The organism is Vibrio sp. B4-6 (genome assembly GCF_963888245.1).
Classification (GTDB): domain Bacteria; phylum Pseudomonadota; class Gammaproteobacteria; order Enterobacterales; family Vibrionaceae; genus Vibrio; species Vibrio anguillarum.
Genome location: NZ_CAWPIM010000044.1, coordinates 158,277 through 176,767 on the forward strand (window position 1 = coordinate 158,277; position 18,491 = coordinate 176,767).

The window sequence follows — 18,491 nt, forward strand, 5'->3', positions numbered from 1 at the left end:
ACTTTTTGCTCATATCAGGCAGTTTGTTGCCTTTGTCAATCGAGCTGTTTATAAGATCATGAATATAAAAGAAAAATATCTGGCACTGCACTTGCTGTACTAGTGTCATTTTGCGATAAAAGAGTGGAAGGGAAAAAGATGGCAAGGTTAAGTTTTAGGCTCACCGTGGAGGGTTTGGCAGACGACACGTTAGTGGTACGTGAATACCAAGGCGTGGAATCGCTGTCTGATAGCGCGCAAGCGGGCCTGCATTGCTACGGTTTTCGCTATGAGATAAAACTGGCCAGTCGCCAATCTGGCTTAACGGCGCTGGAGCTGGTGGACAAAACCGCTCAGCTTGAGATGCTGCGTGATGGCCTTGTCGTGCAGCGCGTGCACGGCATTGTGCGCCAGTTCAGTAAAGGCGATATTGGCCATCATCACACCTTTTACTCACTTACCTTAGTCCCGGCATTAGAGCGGCTATCACTGCGCCAAAACAGCCGTATTTTCCAGCTCAAAACCGTTCCCGAAATCCTCTCCATCGTACTGCAAGAAATGGGCATTAACGACTACGCCTTCTCGCTGAAACGTGAGTGTGCTCAGCGTGAATTCTGCGTGCAGTACCGTGAGACGGATATCGACTTCTTGCAGCGCTTAGCCGCCGAAGAGGGCTTGGTGTATCACTTCATCCATGAAGAGGGGAAACACACCCTCTTTTTCAGTGACGACAGCCAAAGCCTGATAAAGCGAGAAACGCCTATTCCTTACAACGCCCTCGCAGGTGGCGTGATGGAGAGCCCTTATGTGTCGCAATTAACGCAACACAGCCAAACCGAAGTGAGCCACAGCGCGCTGCAAGATTACAGCTTTAAAAAACCGAGCTACTCGTTTGCTCAGCAAGCGCAAGGGCGCGAGATGGATTACCAGCAAGCGACCTACGAACACTTTGATGCACCGGGTCGCTTTAAAGACGACGTCAGCGGCAAAGCCTTTAATCAAATTCGCTTAGAGTACTTACGACGAGAAGCGCGTACCGCGACCGGAAAAAGTAACCATCCTGGCCTGCAAGCGGGCACAAAGTTCGACTTACAGGAGCATCTTGACGACAGCGCGAACCGCGATTGGGTTGTAGTGCAAGTGCATCATCAAGGGCGTCAGCCACAAGCTTTGGAAGAAGAGGGCGGCAGTGGCGCGACCACGTACAGCAACCAATTCACGCTCATTCCTGCCGATGTCACGTGGCGTGCGACACCGCAAGCCAAACCTCAAGTGGATGGCCCTTGCATGGCGTTAGTCATGGGCCCTGACGGCGAAGAAATCTTCTGCGACGAACATGGCCGCGTCAAACTGCATTTCCCGTGGGACAGATATTCCAACGGCGATGAACACAGCTCGTGCTGGGTGCGCGTGTCACAAGGTTGGGCCGGCAGCCAATACGGCATGATAGCCATTCCGCGCATTGGTCATGAAGTCATCGTCTCGTTTCTCAACGGCGACCCAGACCAACCGATAGTGACAGGCCGTACCTACCATGCCACCAATAAAGTGCCGTACACACTGCCGGATAACAAAACCAAAACCGTGCTGCGCAGTGAAACGCACCAAGGAGAAGGGTTTAACGAGCTGAGCTTTGAAGATCAAGCGGCGCAAGAGAAAATCTACCTACACGCGCAAAAAGACTTAGACGCCTTGGTGCTCAATGACGCCACGACGCACATCAAGCACGACCAGCACCTCACGGTGGATAACGACCAATTCACGCACATTAAACATAACCACCACCTCACGGTGGAGGGCGAAAGCCGCGAATCGGTTAAGGGTAGCTGTATATTAGTGGTCGATGGTTCTTTGCACGTAAAATCAGGGCAAGTTTGGACTAATGAAAGTGGAGATGAAATCCACATCAAAGCTGGACAAAAAGTGGTGATCGAAGCTGGATCAGAAATTACCGTGACAGCCGGTGGCAGTTTTGTCAAAGTCGATCCTGCTGGTGTCCATCTTTCTGGGGCGGGTGTTAATTTAAACTCAGGCGGAAGTGCGGGCAGTGGCAGTGGTTTTAGTGGTGATTTACCGTTATTACCTGGTGAGCTTGAACTGCAAAAATCCCCCGCGCCACCTCAAACCATTCTTTACCAAGCGCTATTGCAAGCTGAAGAAGCACGAGTGCCAGCCGTAAAAGTATGCCCATTAGCCGGGGATGCCTAATGTTGAAATCGTGGTTTGAAGCACAATCAGAGCATCAATATTGGTTGGTTGATCATAAACTTCACAAGCTTGCTTTAGCGCAAAATGGTGGTTTTGGATTTGAGGAAGCCGTGCCTTTATTTTATGGCTCCATGTTTGACTCAGTTATGCCGCTATCACCGTGGCTAATTCCTGTCACTGATATTGTCTTGGAGTTGCCAGAATCGCTCCTTGCTCAGGGACTAGTGTTGTCAAGCCAGGTAAGCACACAAGAAGTTTTGGGTCATCTGCGGAGCTTATTAATTGCCGCATTAGATGGCGAAGAAGTGATGTTTCGCTTTTATGATCGTGATGTGATTATTCCCATACTACGAGCGATGGATGAAACTGAGGTGAATCACTTTTTAGGCAACATCAACCAATTGGTGGCGATTGATCACCATGAAGAAGACGCTCTCATTACCTTCAGTAATACCTCATGCAGTGAATTTGTGCTTCGCCACGGGACTTGGTGGAAGATGTTACCTCACCACCTAGCGCCTTTGTACAACATAAATGTTCATGCCAATTCCTTAGAAAGACGTTGGTGGGAGCTATTGCCGCATCTTTTACAACGCCTAGAATCACCGCAGCAGACGATATTATCAGCCTTGCAATCAGCATTAGAAAAGCAAAATAGCTATGAGGTCGCAGAGCAGCATGCGTTAGTTGCGCTCGTCACTGCAACCGATACCGCGCTTGATGATTTATCCCATCCTTTACATTTAACATCGGATGAACTGAAAGAGTTAAAGGCCATTAAGGAGAGCTGGCAATGAGAAGTACAACAGGAGTTAGCCCTTTTTGTGCGCCGTGTGAAAATCGAACGCATTGGATTGAAATTATCATCCGTGATGAGTTCAATAAGCCATTTGAAGGCATCACTGGCACTATCACTGACTCAGCAAAGCATGAATTTCCCGTCGTATTAGGTGAAGCACCTATCTTGCTTAAAACGCTTGCCCCCGGCCCGGTGACGCTCACTCTCGATGCTGAACAATGGTTAAGAGAGTCTCAGGGTAAACTGAGAACACCCAATAATGAAGCCGACCCTACTTTGGATTTTGCCAAACAATACCAAGACCATTTAGGTAATAGTGCTAGTTTTCTAAACGTAACCAGTGGCGATCTAACCGAATTGACGGCAGAACAAGCTTTACCCGTAAGGCACCAAAAAGGTCAAGCGGATGCTTGCAACTTACTGACAGATAAAAGTTATGTTCTTAAAGTGAGAGGATTTAACTTTATTACCTTACGTGTAGGTATGTTTTTTGATGGTACGGCCAATAATAGCTACAGTGCGCAGTGGGGGAAGACTCAGTTAGAGAATTACTACCAAACATGGAAAATGAAATACAAGGTTGATTGCGACATTATTTCCAGAAAAACAGGGCGGCTTAAAAACGACATTCCTGCTACTCACTTATCGAGCGAGTGTTTTGATTATCCTAAAAAAGACAATTTTTTTATCTCTTTATTTAAAAATGATGAAGGCGAAGTAGAGACAGTGGCAGGCAGTGCTAGTAATGAACTAACCAATGTACAGAAGTTGTTTGAACTTTATGAGAAAAATCAATTTTCTGAAAACAGGCTTGCCTATTCTATAGCTGAATATGTTACTGGTATTGGTACAGGAAATAGCACAAATATTGCGCCAGCTGATGAATCGGAAATTTTTGGGCAGGGGGCTGGGATAGGTAAATATGGTGTGACCGCTAAAGTCAGTACTTCCATAGAGCAACTGTCAACGTCAATTATAAATATTAAATCAGTCTTTGCTGAAGCAGATCCGAATACCGTTGACGGTTTTAATAAGCTGCAGTTTGATGTATTTGGCTTTAGCCGTGGAGCCGCTGCCGCAAGACACTTCATCAATGTGGTTTTGGATGGCGAGCAGGGCGAGTTTGCTCAAGCGTTTAGCAAGGCGTGCCAAAAAAGTGGCGTTCCCTTGGCGTATGGGTTTGATTGGGATGAAGCAGATGAGGCTAAAGCCAACTGTGAGATTACTTTTGCAGGCCTGTTTGATACCGTAGCTTCTGTGGTTGACCTACTCTCTTTTGATTTTTCAACTCATCATGATAACGGTGATATGAGGTTATGGCTTGATCCTCAGCGCGTTCGGCGTGCTGTTCATTTAACCGCCGATCCTAGCATTGAGTGCCGCTATAACTTTAGCCTTAACCATCTTAACTCTGTGGATTCGGCTGCGCATTTTCATGAATTTGTTCTTCCCGGAGCCCATTCCGATATTGGTGGCGGTTACCATTCACGCCTGAGCTACAACAATAGTGATTATCTCTTGCCGATCTTAGAGAAGAAGTTGGTGAAGCGTGTGAGCCGCTCTTTCTCTGACCGCTGGGATAAGGATCGCGCCGAGCAATACGTGAGAAGAAAGCTGGCTGAGTATAAACAGCGTGATTTAGCCACCGGTTGGCAGAAGAGTGATTACACAGAGCCACAAATTGAGTTTATTAATCATGGTAAAAAAGAGGGCGGCAGAGTGGTCGGTCGCCTTTATATACAGCGTAAGGTGGAAGGTGAACTCTCCCGTTTATACCTCAGATTAATGTATGGTTTAGCTGAGTTTCAGGGGGTGCCAGTGGCCGATGACGATGGTTTTCTATGGCAAGACCCGGATCGTGGTGCTTATAGAGTTGTCGACTTTCCTGAACAATCGAATAATATTTTAGCTACCAGTTTTAAGACATTAAATCAAAAAGTACTGGATATGGCAAAGCAAGGGCAGTATGCCAAGTTAGAGAGTGAGTTTGATGCAAAACGTAAACAAGAGTTGATGCAGTTAAACTTATTTCACCATTCATCTGATGATAGTTTTGCACTCAAACCGCTTTGGGATGAAAGCCAAAGTTGCTACAAGCGTGCCAGCTACCCATGCGAAAAAGGGAAATAGAATGTATTTCAAAAGTGTATCTGTTTTGTTGATCACGGTATTGTTAAGTGCTTGCTCATCTTATGCGGGGCCAATACCAGAGAAGGCATGGAGCGTTAGCGTCTCTATGTCCTCTTTTTACCCTGTTAAAGTTACTCAAGCTTATGGAGTAAATGAGGCGCAAAACTGGACGTCTCCTTTGCATACCTTTTCTCATTTTATGAGAATTAGTGATCTAAAAAATATTCAAGGTTGGTTACCTGAATATGATGGTTTTGGATTGCCTGTACATAGTTTTGCTATGAATACGCAGGGTGAGCAAGTTGTAAAGATTAAATTGCCACCAGATAGTCTTTACTTGTATTGGGTTTCACTTATCAACACTCAGTTTTATGTCACCAAATATACTGTATCTGAAGACGTTAAAAGTTTGATGGCAAGAAAAAGTCTTTACCAAAATCGAGATGGTTCATTGGGTAATGTTTGCTATCGCACCGAATTCGTGTTCGGTTTACTGCCAAATGGGCAAGCCAAAGTTTGGCTAAGAGGTTGTGGCGAGACCGTCTATCTAGCAGAATTAGCACCAGATAAAGTCATGGATCGTGATAGTAATGGTTTTACAGCTGACACATATAAAGAGGCTTCTTATTTAGGGCGTATTCACCAACGCGCAAAAGACGCAGGTGTATCAATTGACCCGATTCCTTGGGATAAAGTAAATAAGGTGTATTCGGCTCAAGAGATTAAGCCACTCCAGCACTAGAGATTGCTTTGAATCAGAGTAGTGATCTGAACGTGCTTGATGCACTACTATAGAGGCACTTAGAGGCACTACTGACCTGAAAAGGAATGACCATGGTTACTGCTCTATATGCATCGATACTTTCAGTATTATTTTTGTGGCTAGCGATTAACGTTATTAAACAGCGTCGGGCTAACCAAGTGAGATATGCCGATGGTGGAGTACCAGCACTGCAATTAGCTCGCAGCGCGCAAGGAAATGCCGCAGAATACATTCCTATTACTTTAATCCTAATGGGGTTATTGGAGTTTAATGGTGCCAGCGTATGGTGGATCCACGGGGTGGGTATTACGTTTATCGTTGGCCGAATTTTACATGCCAGAGCGATTTTAAGTGACCAACTTAAAGGGCGGATTTGTGGTATGAAGCTAACCTTCAGTGCGATGGTTATCTTGATCGTGCTGAATATTGTTTACCTGCCTTTTGGCCAAGTATTGGGTTAAGAATGCTATTCATTCACGGCAGGGTGAAGTTTATCTTGATAAGTGGCCAATTCTCGGCGCAAGCCTTTAAATGTGGTAAAGGCACTGTCAGTGGACAGTTTGTTCACTAACCAGTTAGGTAGTGCACCTCCTGGATTAGCGAAGGCAATATAATCGATGTGAGTCATACCATTAGTCAGTTTTTGCAGCGTCCAATGTGCGTTGACTTGAGTGATACGGATGTATCCCGGTTGTTCAGGCAAGTAATTTAGGGCATCCACTATGTCTAAACTTAAACCATTAGGTAGCATCTCAAATTTTGAATAAGTCACCATATCTCTGTTTTTAGCTGGCCATGGTGCCGAGAATTGGGTGTAAACAATATTCTCGGTATCTGAAATTTTTTGCAGCACACGGCTGTTACTCACGTTATCTATCCAGTTTGGTACATGTTCACTGTCATCTAATAGCCGCATAAAAGCGAAATAGCTAGTGGGTACGAACATTTGCGCCCGTATTTGGACTAAGCCATCGCTATGGTGGCGCGAGTAGATCGTAATGCCGTCTTCTGATTTTACCTGTAACCAATCGACCGAAGTCGCTGCCAAACTAGCAACATTGCTAAATAGTAGGCTTAAACCAACTATCCATTTCATCATGGTTCTTTCCTCATTGATGTTGTAGCACGTGGCCTTATTTTTGTCGTGTTGGTTACAAAAAGTGGGTTTAAGAACTGCACTAGCATAAAAACATAAATATATTATGTATACGTTTTGTTTTATTAGTTTTTGTTATGTTTCTTAAAAGTTTGCTCAATGTTCAGGTACGGCAATGAAATCTTTAAGATGGTATGAGGTTTGGCTCTGTCTCATCCTATCATGGATTTCTATTCCCGCATGGGCAGCGCCATCCTCAATACACAATAGTCATATTATTCGTATTAGTGCTGGTGAATGGCCGCCGTTTATTGGTCAACACCTTGAAAATAATGGTTTTGTTGCTGAGATCATCCGTAAAGTATTTAAGGATGCTGGCTACGAAGTTGAGTTTCATTTTTTCCCATGGGCGAGAGCATACGCCGAAGCCAAAGCTGGACGTTATGATGCAACTGCTATTTGGATGTTTAACCAAGAGCGAACGGTAGATTTTTATTATAGTGAAGCGGTGAGCGATGAACGCTTCGTGTTTTTTCACCATAAAGAAACCGACTTTCACTGGGAAAGTCTCTATGATCTTAAGGGGTTACATTTAGGAGGTGGCATTGCCTACAGCTATGGTGCCGAGTTAGACAGATTGTTAGAAACGCAGCAAATAAAAATGTCTCGAGTCAATGATCCAAAACAGAACTTCGAACGGCTGGTGAAAAAGAGGATTGATCTCATGCCAGAAGAAATTCATATCGGTTATTACACTCTGGATAAATACTTACCGCAATGGCGAGAAATGATCACGCACCATCCCAAACCTTTTCTCATCAATAATAACTATCTATTGTTCCCTAAAATGGGTGAACGAAGTGAGCAACTGTTGACGCTATTTAATCATGGACTGAAAGAAAGTGATGTCTCCATGATGGAATGATTCGCTTTTTTTGAATGGCCCTTCCTTCTTACCTTTCCGCAGTGAATTAAAAGGCTGTTAAATTAAGTTCAGAGACGCGAGCAGGAAGATGCCTAGTGTACAAGTAAACAGTGAAAATACGGTCGTCAATGCAATGATGTTGGCCGCTAAGGTTGCATTTCCTCCCATAGCTCTAGCCATAACATAACTGGCCGCAGCGGTAGGGGATGCACTCATCAAAAAGACTAGCCCGAGATCTAACCCGCGAAAGCCAAAAAGTAACGCACCCGATGTGATCAATATCGGGGCGAGAATCAGCTTATGGGCAGTGGCAAACCAAGCCGGTGCTTTGTCGCTTCTGAGTGAACCTATATTGAGTGAGCCGCCAGTACACAGTAGTGCTAATGGTAGTGTCATATTGGCAAAATATTGGCCAGCATCAGTAACCATTTTCGGGATTGGAAGGGATAAGGAATAGCATAAAACACCGAGCAGAATACCAATAATCAGTGGGTTTTTGGTGAGTGTTTTGGCAATTACTCCTGCGGCTTTGAGCCCTGAACTTTCCCCTTTTGGCGTGAGTGTTATCACCGCTTGAATATTATAAAGGATAGTGGTTGCGGCAACGTACATCGCCGCTAATGCTAGCCCAGGTTCGCCATAAGTATTTGCGACATAAGCCAAAGCGATAATAGCGGTATTCGCACGAAACCCGCCTTGGATGATCACGCCGTGATCCAGATGTTGTGGGAACGCTTTTTTGGTGAAAAAAGTCGTGAAAAGAAAAAATAGGAAATTAGCGAGTAGTCCATAGCCAATCAGTGCTGCACTGGAAGAAAAATCGTGCTGTGATTTGACGATGCTAAGAAATAGCATGGCTGGTAAGGTGACTTGGAATACGATGCGTGACGCGACATCGATGAAATTATCGTTGATAACCCCCGTTCGCTTCAGTACAACGCCCAGTACTAACATCAAACAGATAGGCCCTGTAATTGAGGCCGAAAACAAAAGTTGTTCGATAATCGTTGTCATATCAATCCATTGAAGTTGCTCATAGCGTTGCTATTCTTCCACAGTTCCTCATTTTGCAAAATCAAATTTGCAAAAAAGAACGAACGTGCTAAAAATAGCATGGTATGAAGTGAGAGTCGGCATAATATGAGCAAAGGTAGAATTACAAGAGAAAATGTACTGAACAAAGCGTTCGAATTAGCCAGTGAAAACGGTTTGGAAAGTCTCACTATCGGTGAGTTGGCAAAACAGTGCGGTTTATCAAAAAGTGGTTTGTTTGCGCATTTTAATGCTAAAGAAAATTTGCAAATTGCAGTATTAGAGCATGCCCATTCTGTGTTTACTGAGCGTGTTATTACACCGGCTCGCCTGATTGGCGACGAGAATATCGAAGCTAAATTGCGAGTGCTGTTAGAGCACTGGTTAGGTTGGAATCATTCATTCCAAGGCAGTTGTATGTTTTTAGATGCGTGGAAAGATGCCGCAACTTGTGATTGCGCAATTCAAAAAGTACTTAAAAAAACCATCGCGACTTGGATTCATTACTTGCAAATTCAAATTCAAAAAGGGGTTGATAGCGCACAGTTTCATCCGAAGTTGGATGTAAAGCAGGCTGCTTATGAGTTGTATGGACTCTATTTAAGTGCTCATTTGTTCTACTCGATCTACGGCCAAATGGAAAGTTATCAACATTTTTGGAAAGGCGTGGGCGATTTAATGTCTCGATGGCGAAATATAGTGAAGCAGCAATGTTAGCTAATTCTCGCTTTTCACAGCGAGAAGAACGAGCCTGCAACAGCACAAATGCACTTTTATTTAACAAAATCAAATACTTAACAAAATAAAAATTTTTAATTAGAAATAGTACGAACGTTCTATTTTATCGAGAGGAAGGGCAACTCAGTGAGTGAAAAAATCTATTTTAGCACCTCAAACACATTCAGTGTGAAACGTACATTGGTTAATATGAGCACTCGTCTTCATCACACGCTCGCACCGTCACATGCCAAAAAAGTTGCACGAAATGTATTGTTGACTCCGGCAAGAAGTAAGCCTCAAAACCAGCCGCCAATTGGCCTGAAAACTGGCCGTGTAATGTGCGTTGAAGGGGCTCTGACGACTTATCAACTCGGAAGTGGTCCCATTTGGTTATTGACTCATGGTTGGTCTGGCACGGCAAGTCAGTTTTATCCACTGATGGAGCATATTGCGGCACGTGGTTATACGGCATTAGCTTATGATCACCCAGCACATGGTCAAAGCGAGGGCGTGTATGGTCACATTCCTGCGTTTGTTGGAGGGTTGGAAGCGATACTCGATAGTATTGACAATGTTGCTGGTATCGTTGGACACAGTATGGGGACGGCCGCCGCATTAGAGTGCCGACATCATAAAATTGAGCATTGTCCAATGCTATTGGTCGCGCCCGTGCTGGATTATTTGGATAACTTATTCAGCAGTGTGGCAAGGTCTGGCTATTCGATGCGCTTATTTGAGGCCGTTGTTGCGGAAGTTGCCGATCAATATCGTTATCCCATTCAATCTATCGATCCTTACCATAAGCTTGCTCAGCGTCAATCTCGCAGCGTCATTGTTCACGATGAGAATGACAAGTTCACCAAATATTCTGTTTCAAAGCGAGCGGCAGAAGAAATCGAGAAAGTGTCACTTATTACCACCCAAAACCAAGGACATGGACGTGTGATGAAAGGTGAACAAGTTAAGTCCGGATTTGATTTGTTGGCAGGAATACCATGCTAAGGTGTTCGTTTTAAGTTAATTTGAAGCCGTAATTGGATGGACGTAATTTAACCAATAGTTTTCCATTTATTTCAAAGTGTTAAATTGTTAACCATAGTCTTGATAAGGTTAACAATTTCGCAATAATTATTATCTCCTTGTTTGAATATGTGTGATCATATTGTTGCCAGTAGGCCCTCATAAGGAAAAATAATAATGAATAGAAACGATAGTGTCCCTTTACCCTCCAACACCCGAGAATGGTTTTTTAACCGCAACAGCCTTATCATCCTAGCCGATATTGTCCTGTTTTTTGTCCTGTACAATGCCTTACCTGTTGATACTAATGTCGCTTTGGGCATTAGTATGCTGGCATTTATTGCTGTGCTGTGGTTAACGGAAGCTTTACACGTCACAGTCACGGCCATTCTTGTGCCTATCATGGCCATCGTTTTTGGTGTTTTTAACACCCAAACGGCGCTCAATAACTTTGCTAACTCGATTATCTTCCTATTTTTAGGTGGATTCGCATTGGCTGCTGCTATGCATCGGCAGGGGCTGGATAAAGTTATTGCCGATAAAGTTCTTATCATGGCGCGCGGGAAAATGAGCGTTGCGGTATTCATGTTGTTTGGTGTGACTGCCGCGCTTTCAATGTGGATCAGTAACACCGCCACCGCTGCGATGATGCTACCGCTTGTGCTTGGAGTGCTCAGCAAAGTGGATAAAGACCGTGGTCATTCGACCTATGTTTTTGTGCTGTTAGGTATTGCTTACAGCGCCAGCATTGGTGGTATTGCAACCATCGTAGGAAGCCCTCCTAACGCGATTGCCGCGGCTGAGGTTGGTCTTTCATTTACAGATTGGATGAAATTTGGTGCTCCAACGGCGGCGATTATGCTGCCCATTGCGATTACTATTTTATATTTCGCATTAAAACCGGATCTTAATGGAGAGTTCGAGCTCAATTATGAACCTGTTACTTGGGATAAAGGTAAAGTCGTCACGCTTGGTATTTTCGCATTAACGGTTTTTTGTTGGATATTTAGCAAACCAGTCAATGCCATGCTGGGTGGTTTTGCGAGCTTTGATACTCTGGTTGCGCTGGGTGCGATTGTTTTGGTCAATTTTGCCCGAGTGGTGCACTGGAAAGATGTAGAAAAAACGGCAGATTGGGGGGTATTACTGCTGTTTGGTGGCGGCATTTGCTTGAGCAACGTACTTAAGCAAACGGGAACCAGCGTTTTCCTAGCCAATGAACTAAGTGCCCTGATCTCTCATTTAGGTCTGTTCTTTATTGTATTCGTGATTGCTGTTTTCGTGGTGTTCCTAACGGAATTCGCGAGTAATACAGCCAGTGCAGCGCTGCTTATTCCGGTGTTTGCCAGTGTTGCTGAAGCCTTTGGTATCTCACCCGTGATTCTATCTGTATTGATTGCTATTGCGGCTTCTTGTGCATTTATGTTGCCCGTTGCGACGCCACCCAATGCGATAGTGTTTGCCTCTGGACACATTAAGCAAAGTGAGATGATGCGAGTGGGTATGATGCTAAATATTGCTTGTATTGGCTTGCTGACCATGATTGCGATGCTGTTCTGGTAAGCTAAGCACAAACTACTTCAATACTAATGAGCTCTCAATTCAGAGAGCTCATATTGAGATGTTATTACTGTTGGTTAACGAATTCTTTAAAGCGTACTTTCGTTTTCTCATCAGCCTTGTTGTACCAAAAATGCAGCATTTCTTCGGCGGCGTTTTGTACATTTCCTGACTGAGCTAGTTCATTTTGCAGCATAGCAACATCCGTCATTCCAATAGCTGCAATACCCCCTGCGCGATTATAGTCATTTGCTTCACGGATATAGTCACGGCCTACTTGATACCCTTCTTTAAGAAGGCGATCTTGCTTTATCTCTAGTGTTTGGCCTGCTTGGTCAATCAGTGACCATTGCATTGTTTTAATCTCTTTCTCTGCTCGATGTGCATCACGGTATTCAGGCATGGCAAAATTCAGTTTTGCATCCTTTGCGGTGAATGTGGCAATGACTGCATCGCTTTCGATAATCACGCGATCATTCCCTTGCGTAAAATAAGGCGCGTATTTGAAGACGATTTGTTGTTCACCATCGGCCAGCTCAAGGCTTTTCGCTGAGGAAAATAGGCTGCCAGAAGTTTCGGGCTTCTGACCATTCACCGCTAATAAGTTAATGGTGTCTGGAATTTCAAGAGTGATATTAGCCAATACAGAGGCACTAAAGATCATGGTTAATGTACATAAAGCCGGTTTAATTAGGTTCATTATTTTATCCTTGCAAGCAATAGAGTAGAGGTTGCCGATAGTTGGTTGTAAAAGCAAGTTCTCAACGGCATAAGTGACTAATTTTCATTGAAATGTAACATCTTTAGTGCGAGGCATGCGTCATGCATTCGTCAATATTATCAGATCGTTAGTCACGTGATAATGTCATTCTCTTAATTTTAAATTATGCCATTTAGTCTTCTTCAAAGGCCTTAATTAGCGTAAAAAATTAAACTTACCTGCTTTGCTTTGTCAAACTTCTGAATTCCTGACTCAGAATTGCTTTTAAGATGTAACACGGTGAATCCCCATAACAAAATTTTAACGATGACTCGAAAAGCGTTTTTATTTTTTTGCTAAAAAAAATAAGTCTTGTAAATACTGAAATGGATGTTCTTCAATGCCTTATCAGAAGAGCAGCTTGCTTAAATGTAAGTGAAACATTCAGAAATGAGAGATATTAGGTATGAATCGTATTACTTTGTGCGCCGCAAGTATTGCAATGGCTCTTTCGGGCACGGCAATGGCAGCACCAGCAACCCCTAGCGTCGATGTCTATGGGTCGAATAATCTACAGTTTTCTAAAGTTGAATTAGCCATGGAAAGCACGGCTGGTTATAACCAAATGGTCAAATATTATGACCAAGCGCCGATTGCCGTTAAGTTTAACCAATGGAGTGGTACAACGGGCAACACGTATAAAATCTATTTTGATGGCGCACAGGTCGCGACAGGCCCAATCACTGGCAGCCAAACCACCGCAAACTTCAGTTATGCACAAGGTGGTGTTTACCAAATGACAATCGAAGCTTGCGACGCGACAGGTTGCAGCAAAAGTGCACCCGTTGAGATAACAATTGCCGATACCGATGGCTCACATCTCAAACCTTTGGTGATGAATATTGATCCCAATAACAAGACTTACACGACCGATAAAGATACGGTGGTTGGAACCTACTTTGTTGAGTGGGGCATCTATGACCGAAAATATACGGTAGATAACATCCCGGCTGATAATCTGACGCATATTCTATACGGCTTCATTCCAATTTGTGGCCCTAACGAATCATTGAAATCCGTTGGTGGAAACAGCTACAACGCGTTGATGACAGCATGTAATGGGGTGAATGATTACGAAGTGGTGATCCATGACCCTTGGGCGGCCTATCAAAAGAGTTTCCCGCAAGCGGGTCACCAATACAGCTCTCCGATCAAGGGCAACTATGCCATGTTGATGGCGCTCAAACAGCGTAATCCAGACCTCAAGATCCTTCCTTCTATTGGTGGTTGGACACTCTCTGACCCATTTTTTGATTTTACCAACAAGGCCAATCGCGATACTTTTGTTGCTTCAGTGAAGAAATTCCTAACCACTTGGAAATTCTACGACGGTGTTGATATCGACTGGGAATATCCTGGAGGAGGTGGTCAAGCAGCGGATCGCGGTGACCCAGTCAATGATGGCCCTGCGTACATTGCGTTAATGCGTGAACTGCGTGCCATGCTTGATGAATTGCAATCGGAAACTGGTCGTACTTATGAGCTCACGTCAGCAATTGGTGTTGGTCATGACAAGATTGAAGATGTTAATTATGGCGAAGCCATTCAATATATGGATTACATCTTTGCCATGACTTATGACTTTTATGGCGGTTGGAATAACGTATTAGGCCACCAAACCGCGCTTTACTGCGGATCATTCATGCGCCCTGGTCAGTGTGATGGGAAAGGAGTAGATGAAAATGGCGAACCTTATAAAGGTCCAGCTTATACGGCGGATAACGGTATCCAGTTACTGCTAGCACAGGGTGTCCCTGCTAATAAGTTAGTCTTAGGTGCGGCTATGTATGGCCGTGGCTGGGAAGGGGTGATGCCGGCTTCATTAAGTGATCCAACCGACCCGATGACAGGGGTAGGTAACGGAAAATTGAAAGGCACTTCCGCGCAAGGCGTGTGGGAAGCGGGTGTGATTGACTATAAAGGCATCAAATCATTCATGTTAGGGGCTAATAATACCGGTATTAATGGCTTTGAATATGGATACGATGCACAAGCTGAAGCACCTTGGGTTTGGAATCGTACAACGGGCCAACTGGTTACTTTTGACGATAACCGTTCAATCAAAGCCAAGGGCGCCTATGCTCGAAACCTTGGTTTGGCCGGGTTGTTCTCTTGGGAGATTGACGCTGATAATGGTGACATCCTAAATGCGATGCATGAAAGCTTAGCAGGAGGAGGTACTACACCCCCTGCGAACCGCGTGCCCACTGCAAATGCAGGTGTTGATCAATCGGTGGTCGGTCCGGTGAGTGTTGTTCTTGATGGCGGTGCATCAAAAGACAGTGATGGCACTATTGTCAGTTACGTGTGGCAGCAAACGGCGGGCACAGCAGTGAGCTTAGTAAACGCTAATTCTGCACGAGCCAGTTTTGACGCGGCCGAAGTGGCACAAGTACAAACGCTGACGTTCAAGTTGACGGTCACAGATAACAAAGGCGCAACGGCTTCTGATGTTGTGACTGTAACGGTCAAACCTAAAGCAACTGAGCCTGTGAATATGCCACCAGTGGCGGTGATTACTGCGCCAAGCAATGTCAGTGCTGGTGAGGTTGTGGTGGTGGACGCTTCCGCTTCAAGTGACGTCGATCAAGACACCTTAACTTTCGCATGGGATGTACCTGCAGGCCTAAATGCAACCATTCAAGGTGCGAGTGTTTCGTTTGTTGCTCCTGAGTATACCCAAGACATCACGCTAAGCTTCACTGTAACTGTCAGTGATGGTAAAGCGGCGGCCTCTGCAAGTGCATCGGTTATCGTGGCGAAGAAAGATTCTGGTGGTGGTGACACTTGCAGTAACTTGTGGGATAAATCAGCGGTTTATACTGGCGGTCAACAAGTTTCTTGGGCAGGTAAAGTATGGGAAGCCAAGTGGTGGACAACTGGCGAAAACCCATCGACTACTGGTGTGTGGGGAGTATGGAAAGAGATTGGTCCTGCAAGTTGCCCAACAAGCTGATTGCTTTAATAAACCAGTTACCTCAATAAGCTAACGGGTTTTAATAAACTTTTTATCGCAAACAATGACTTCAAGCCTCGTTCTAACACGAGGCTTTTTTGTGCGTTTTTCTATGTTTTTTCATTCATCACTTGCAATTCAATATTTTTGCTTTAGTGTTATATATGTGTATAACACTATATCGGTATGAAATTGTGACAGATTGGCAAGATAACCAACCCATATTCCGTCAGCTAGCCGACAAAATTACCGAGCAGATCCTACAAGGTATTTGGCTAGAAGATAGTGCGTTGCCTTCGGTAAGAACCGTTTCGGCAGATATGAAAATCAATCACTTAACTGTCATGAAAGGCTATCAACTGCTTGTTGACGAAGGCATTGTTGAAAAAAGACGAGGTCAAGGTATGTATGTCGCGAAAGGAGCGCTAGCGCAATTACAGGCGAAACAAAAGCAGCACTTTTTAGAGCAACAGATCCCAGAAATTGCACAAACACTCAAGCTATTGGCGATGCCGCTTGAGGATTTTATCAACCAACTACAACAGCATATTGAAGGTGACCAATGAATCCATTAGTCGAAGTCAACGGTGTATCTAAACAGTACGCAAAGCATGCCGAGTCGGAAGCTCTGCAGAATGTGAGCTTTAAGCTCTACGCAGGACAGGTGCTCGGTTTGCTCGGACATAATGGTGCGGGCAAGTCGACTTTAATTAAGTCGTTGCTCGGTGCTCACCATTATCAAGGTGACATTTTGATCCAAGGCTTAAATCCGATTACGGAACATGCGCAAGTGATGGCGCATCTTTCCTACATTTCAGACGTCAATGTGTTGCCAGATTGGATGACGGTTAAACAAATTTTGCGTTATACGTCAGGCGTGCATCCCAGCTTCTCGTTAGACAAGGCCACGCAAGTCCTTACACAAACCAACATTCGTTTATCAAGTAAAATTCGTACCTTATCAAAAGGGATGAAAGTACAACTGCATTTAGCCATTGTGATTGCCACCGATACCAAAGTGCTGATTTTGGATGAGCCAACTCTTGGTTTGGACCTAATCTACCGTGATACCTTCTATCGTCACTTACTCGAATGGTTTCATGATGGTGAGCGTGCCTTGATTATTGCTAGTCATGAAGTATCGGAAATTGAACATTTGCTAACGGATGTGCTGATCTTGAAGCAAGGTAAGGTCGTGCTGCAAGACTCAATGGAGGCGATTACACAAGGGTATTTTGTTCTAGAGGCCAGTAACGCACATCAAGACGTTATCCAAACCTATCGTCCTTTGGCATCTCAGCCAAGCTTGGGAACAACAAAGTGGTTGTTGACTTCAGAACACCGTCAAGCCGTTGAAGGGCTTGGTTCTATTTACAGTGTAAAACTTGCTGAACTATTTCTTGCCTTGCAGAAGGAGAGCGCATAATGCACCCCAGTATTTATATGCTTGAAAAAGAGCTGATTGAAAACAAAAATGTTACGCGTATTCCTTTGTTTCTATTGGTATGCGGAACCCTATTGTTCATCAGTTTGTTAATGAACAATACACTGCAACACAACCTGTTTTTTGAGATGGAATTTGGTGGTGACATCAGTGATGTCCATATTGAATTTGTGGATGATTTCAACACCTTTATCATCATGCTTGTTGGTTTTATTTCGCTAATGCTCAGTTCACTCTATTTCCCCAGAACATTCCGCAAGGAGCGTAAAGAGGGAAGCTCGATGTTCTGGCGCAGCATGCCAGTGACGAACAATATGACCCACATAGTGAAACTGGGGTTTGGCTTATTTGTAATTCCTGTGGTCTGTTCCGTGTTAGTCATTTGTGCGGACATTCTGCTGTGGGGGCTTAACTTAGCGACAGAAAACCGTTTAGCCCTATTATTTGAACAACGTTCTCTAGGATATGCCGTTCAACACTGGTTGAATTACCTCAGTATAATGTGGGTGATTGCTGTGACGATGCTGCCATTAGCCTGCTTTACTTTAGTTATTTCACAGATATTTAATTCGCCGATCCTTGTGATGTTCGTGGGCGGTTTCGCGCTTAAATGGATCTCGATTGTTATGCTGAATTCTGACATTGTAGGGGAGTTTTACCACGCGATTTTCAACTTGCCGTTGCAGTTAATGACTTCTTCAAACATGTTCACGGCTTTCGAAGGTGCTGGTTGGGGTAATTTATTTGTGTATATCATGATTGGTATCGCCAGTTACTGGATTAGCCACAAGCTCTATAGTACTGATGAACTTTCATTGAAGTCACTGTTGACCCGATAAGTTTCTGGTTAAGCTTAATCCAAAAGAGAGCGTTTGTTCTCTTTTTTTTCGCCTACTTCCTGCGGTTACTATGGTGAGGATAGAAAAGGTTAGACCAGAAAAATTCACTCAAAATTAGAAGTTAGTTCCAAAGTGATGAGTAATCAACTCTCTGACTAACATGATATAAATGTGTTAAATGCACTATGCTATTTTGTAGTCCTTTGTGAGCAATGACAAAGACGTGGACCGCTTCAAGTTTTATTTCGAGGCTTGAAATT

The 18,491-nt window shown here is 44.1% G+C and carries 16 protein-coding genes; 13 read left to right on the forward strand and 3 right to left on the reverse strand.

All coding sequences use genetic code 11. The features are described from left to right. The first annotated feature begins 138 nt into the window (after positions 1–138). The 5 genes from AACV20_RS12145 to AACV20_RS12165 all read left to right on the forward strand — a co-directional run bounded on the left by AACV20_RS12145 (position 139) and on the right by AACV20_RS12165 (position 6,340). The gene (locus tag AACV20_RS12145) at positions 139–2,187 is read left to right on the forward strand and encodes a type VI secretion system Vgr family protein (protein ID WP_170907360.1); all 2,049 of its coding nucleotides are present in this window, start codon (positions 139–141) and stop codon (positions 2,185–2,187) included. Beyond that, positions 2,163–2,984 (forward strand): DUF4123 domain-containing protein, encoded by an 822-nt coding sequence (locus tag AACV20_RS12150; RefSeq protein ID WP_013868308.1) that lies wholly within the window; start codon positions 2,163–2,165, stop codon positions 2,982–2,984. The genes AACV20_RS12145 and AACV20_RS12150 overlap by 25 nt, the downstream gene beginning before the upstream one ends. Next, entirely contained in the window at positions 2,981–5,116 is a 2,136-nt protein-coding gene (locus tag AACV20_RS12155) for a T6SS phospholipase effector Tle1-like catalytic domain-containing protein (protein WP_170907361.1), read from the forward strand. Before AACV20_RS12150 ends, AACV20_RS12155 begins: the two co-directional genes overlap by 4 nt. Position 5,117: 1 nt before the next feature. Next, positions 5,118–5,858, forward strand: a complete 741-nt coding sequence (locus AACV20_RS12160; RefSeq protein ID WP_170907362.1) for a DUF2931 family protein — start codon at positions 5,118–5,120, stop codon at positions 5,856–5,858. Between the two features lie 86 nt (positions 5,859–5,944). Further along, positions 5,945–6,340: an MAPEG family protein gene (locus tag AACV20_RS12165; protein WP_170907363.1), complete on the forward strand. Its 396-nt coding sequence runs from the start codon at positions 5,945–5,947 to the stop codon at positions 6,338–6,340. Positions 6,341–6,345: 5 nt separating this feature from the next. Here the strand turns inward: AACV20_RS12165 and AACV20_RS12170 are convergent, their stop codons facing one another. After that, positions 6,346–6,975 (reverse strand): START domain-containing protein, encoded by a 630-nt coding sequence (locus AACV20_RS12170; RefSeq protein ID WP_026028159.1) that lies wholly within the window; start codon positions 6,973–6,975, stop codon positions 6,346–6,348. Between the two features lie 175 nt (positions 6,976–7,150). Between AACV20_RS12170 and AACV20_RS12175 the strand changes: the two genes are divergently transcribed. After that, complete coding sequence (locus AACV20_RS12175; protein ID WP_094125433.1) at positions 7,151–7,900, forward strand: substrate-binding periplasmic protein; 750 nt, start codon at positions 7,151–7,153, stop codon at positions 7,898–7,900. Positions 7,901–7,957: 57 nt separating this feature from the next. On the opposite strand, the gene AACV20_RS12180 is transcribed toward AACV20_RS12175, so the two are convergent. Beyond that, positions 7,958–8,914, reverse strand: a complete 957-nt coding sequence (locus AACV20_RS12180) for an AEC family transporter (protein WP_013868314.1) — start codon at positions 8,912–8,914, stop codon at positions 7,958–7,960. Positions 8,915–9,040: 126 nt separating this feature from the next. Here AACV20_RS12180 and AACV20_RS12185 point away from each other — a divergent pair, with 126 nt between their 5' ends. From AACV20_RS12185 to AACV20_RS12195, 3 genes are all read left to right on the forward strand, one after another. Beyond that, positions 9,041–9,649, forward strand: coding sequence for a TetR/AcrR family transcriptional regulator (locus AACV20_RS12185; protein ID WP_013868315.1), 609 nt, complete (start codon positions 9,041–9,043; stop codon positions 9,647–9,649). A 147-nt stretch (positions 9,650–9,796) separates the two neighbouring features. Further along, positions 9,797–10,654, forward strand: coding sequence for an alpha/beta fold hydrolase (locus tag AACV20_RS12190; protein WP_019283476.1), 858 nt, complete (start codon positions 9,797–9,799; stop codon positions 10,652–10,654). A 195-nt stretch (positions 10,655–10,849) separates the two neighbouring features. Next, entirely contained in the window at positions 10,850–12,235 is a 1,386-nt protein-coding gene (locus AACV20_RS12195; RefSeq protein WP_017045011.1) for an SLC13 family permease, read from the forward strand. A 64-nt stretch (positions 12,236–12,299) separates the two neighbouring features. On the opposite strand, the gene AACV20_RS12200 is transcribed toward AACV20_RS12195, so the two are convergent. Continuing rightward, a complete protein-coding gene (locus AACV20_RS12200; RefSeq protein ID WP_170907417.1) occupies positions 12,300–12,923 on the reverse strand; it encodes a DUF2057 family protein in 624 nt (207 codons plus the stop codon). 475 nt (positions 12,924–13,398) lie between these two features. On the opposite strand from AACV20_RS12200, the gene AACV20_RS12205 reads away from it, so the two are divergent. The 4 genes from AACV20_RS12205 (at position 13,399) to AACV20_RS12220 (ending at position 18,231) form a co-directional block, all read left to right on the forward strand. Beyond that, positions 13,399–15,948 carry a glycosyl hydrolase family 18 protein gene (locus AACV20_RS12205; RefSeq protein WP_170907364.1) on the forward strand — a complete coding sequence of 850 codons (2,550 nt, stop codon included), beginning with the start codon at positions 13,399–13,401 and terminating at the stop codon, positions 15,946–15,948. Positions 15,949–16,142: 194 nt separating this feature from the next. Beyond that, positions 16,143–16,514 carry a GntR family transcriptional regulator gene (locus AACV20_RS12210; RefSeq protein ID WP_026028428.1) on the forward strand — a complete coding sequence of 124 codons (372 nt, stop codon included), beginning with the start codon at positions 16,143–16,145 and terminating at the stop codon, positions 16,512–16,514. After that, positions 16,511–17,374, forward strand: a complete 864-nt coding sequence (locus AACV20_RS12215; protein WP_013868321.1) for an ABC transporter ATP-binding protein — start codon at positions 16,511–16,513, stop codon at positions 17,372–17,374. Before AACV20_RS12210 ends, AACV20_RS12215 begins: the two co-directional genes overlap by 4 nt. Next, positions 17,374–18,231, forward strand: coding sequence for a hypothetical protein (locus AACV20_RS12220; protein WP_170907365.1), 858 nt, complete (start codon positions 17,374–17,376; stop codon positions 18,229–18,231). Before AACV20_RS12215 ends, AACV20_RS12220 begins: the two co-directional genes overlap by 1 nt. Positions 18,232–18,491: the final 260 nt, after the last annotated feature.

Coding starts and splice junctions, on each gene's coding strand:
- AACV20_RS12170 (WP_026028159.1), bottom strand. CDS start 6,975: ATGAAATGGATAGTTGGTTTAAGCCTACTATTTAGCAATGTTGCTAGT.
- AACV20_RS12185 (WP_013868315.1), top strand. CDS start 9,041: ATGAGCAAAGGTAGAATTACAAGAGAAAATGTACTGAACAAAGCGTTC.
- AACV20_RS12205 (WP_170907364.1), top strand. CDS start 13,399: ATGAATCGTATTACTTTGTGCGCCGCAAGTATTGCAATGGCTCTTTCG.
- AACV20_RS12160 (WP_170907362.1), top strand. CDS start 5,118: ATGTATTTCAAAAGTGTATCTGTTTTGTTGATCACGGTATTGTTAAGT.
- AACV20_RS12145 (WP_170907360.1), top strand. CDS start 139: ATGGCAAGGTTAAGTTTTAGGCTCACCGTGGAGGGTTTGGCAGACGAC.
- AACV20_RS12155 (WP_170907361.1), top strand. CDS start 2,981: ATGAGAAGTACAACAGGAGTTAGCCCTTTTTGTGCGCCGTGTGAAAAT.
- AACV20_RS12175 (WP_094125433.1), top strand. CDS start 7,151: ATGAAATCTTTAAGATGGTATGAGGTTTGGCTCTGTCTCATCCTATCA.
- AACV20_RS12220 (WP_170907365.1), top strand. CDS start 17,374: ATGCACCCCAGTATTTATATGCTTGAAAAAGAGCTGATTGAAAACAAA.
- AACV20_RS12150 (WP_013868308.1), top strand. CDS start 2,163: ATGCCCATTAGCCGGGGATGCCTAATGTTGAAATCGTGGTTTGAAGCA.
- AACV20_RS12165 (WP_170907363.1), top strand. CDS start 5,945: ATGACCATGGTTACTGCTCTATATGCATCGATACTTTCAGTATTATTT.
- AACV20_RS12215 (WP_013868321.1), top strand. CDS start 16,511: ATGAATCCATTAGTCGAAGTCAACGGTGTATCTAAACAGTACGCAAAG.
- AACV20_RS12180 (WP_013868314.1), bottom strand. CDS start 8,914: ATGACAACGATTATCGAACAACTTTTGTTTTCGGCCTCAATTACAGGG.
- AACV20_RS12195 (WP_017045011.1), top strand. CDS start 10,850: ATGAATAGAAACGATAGTGTCCCTTTACCCTCCAACACCCGAGAATGG.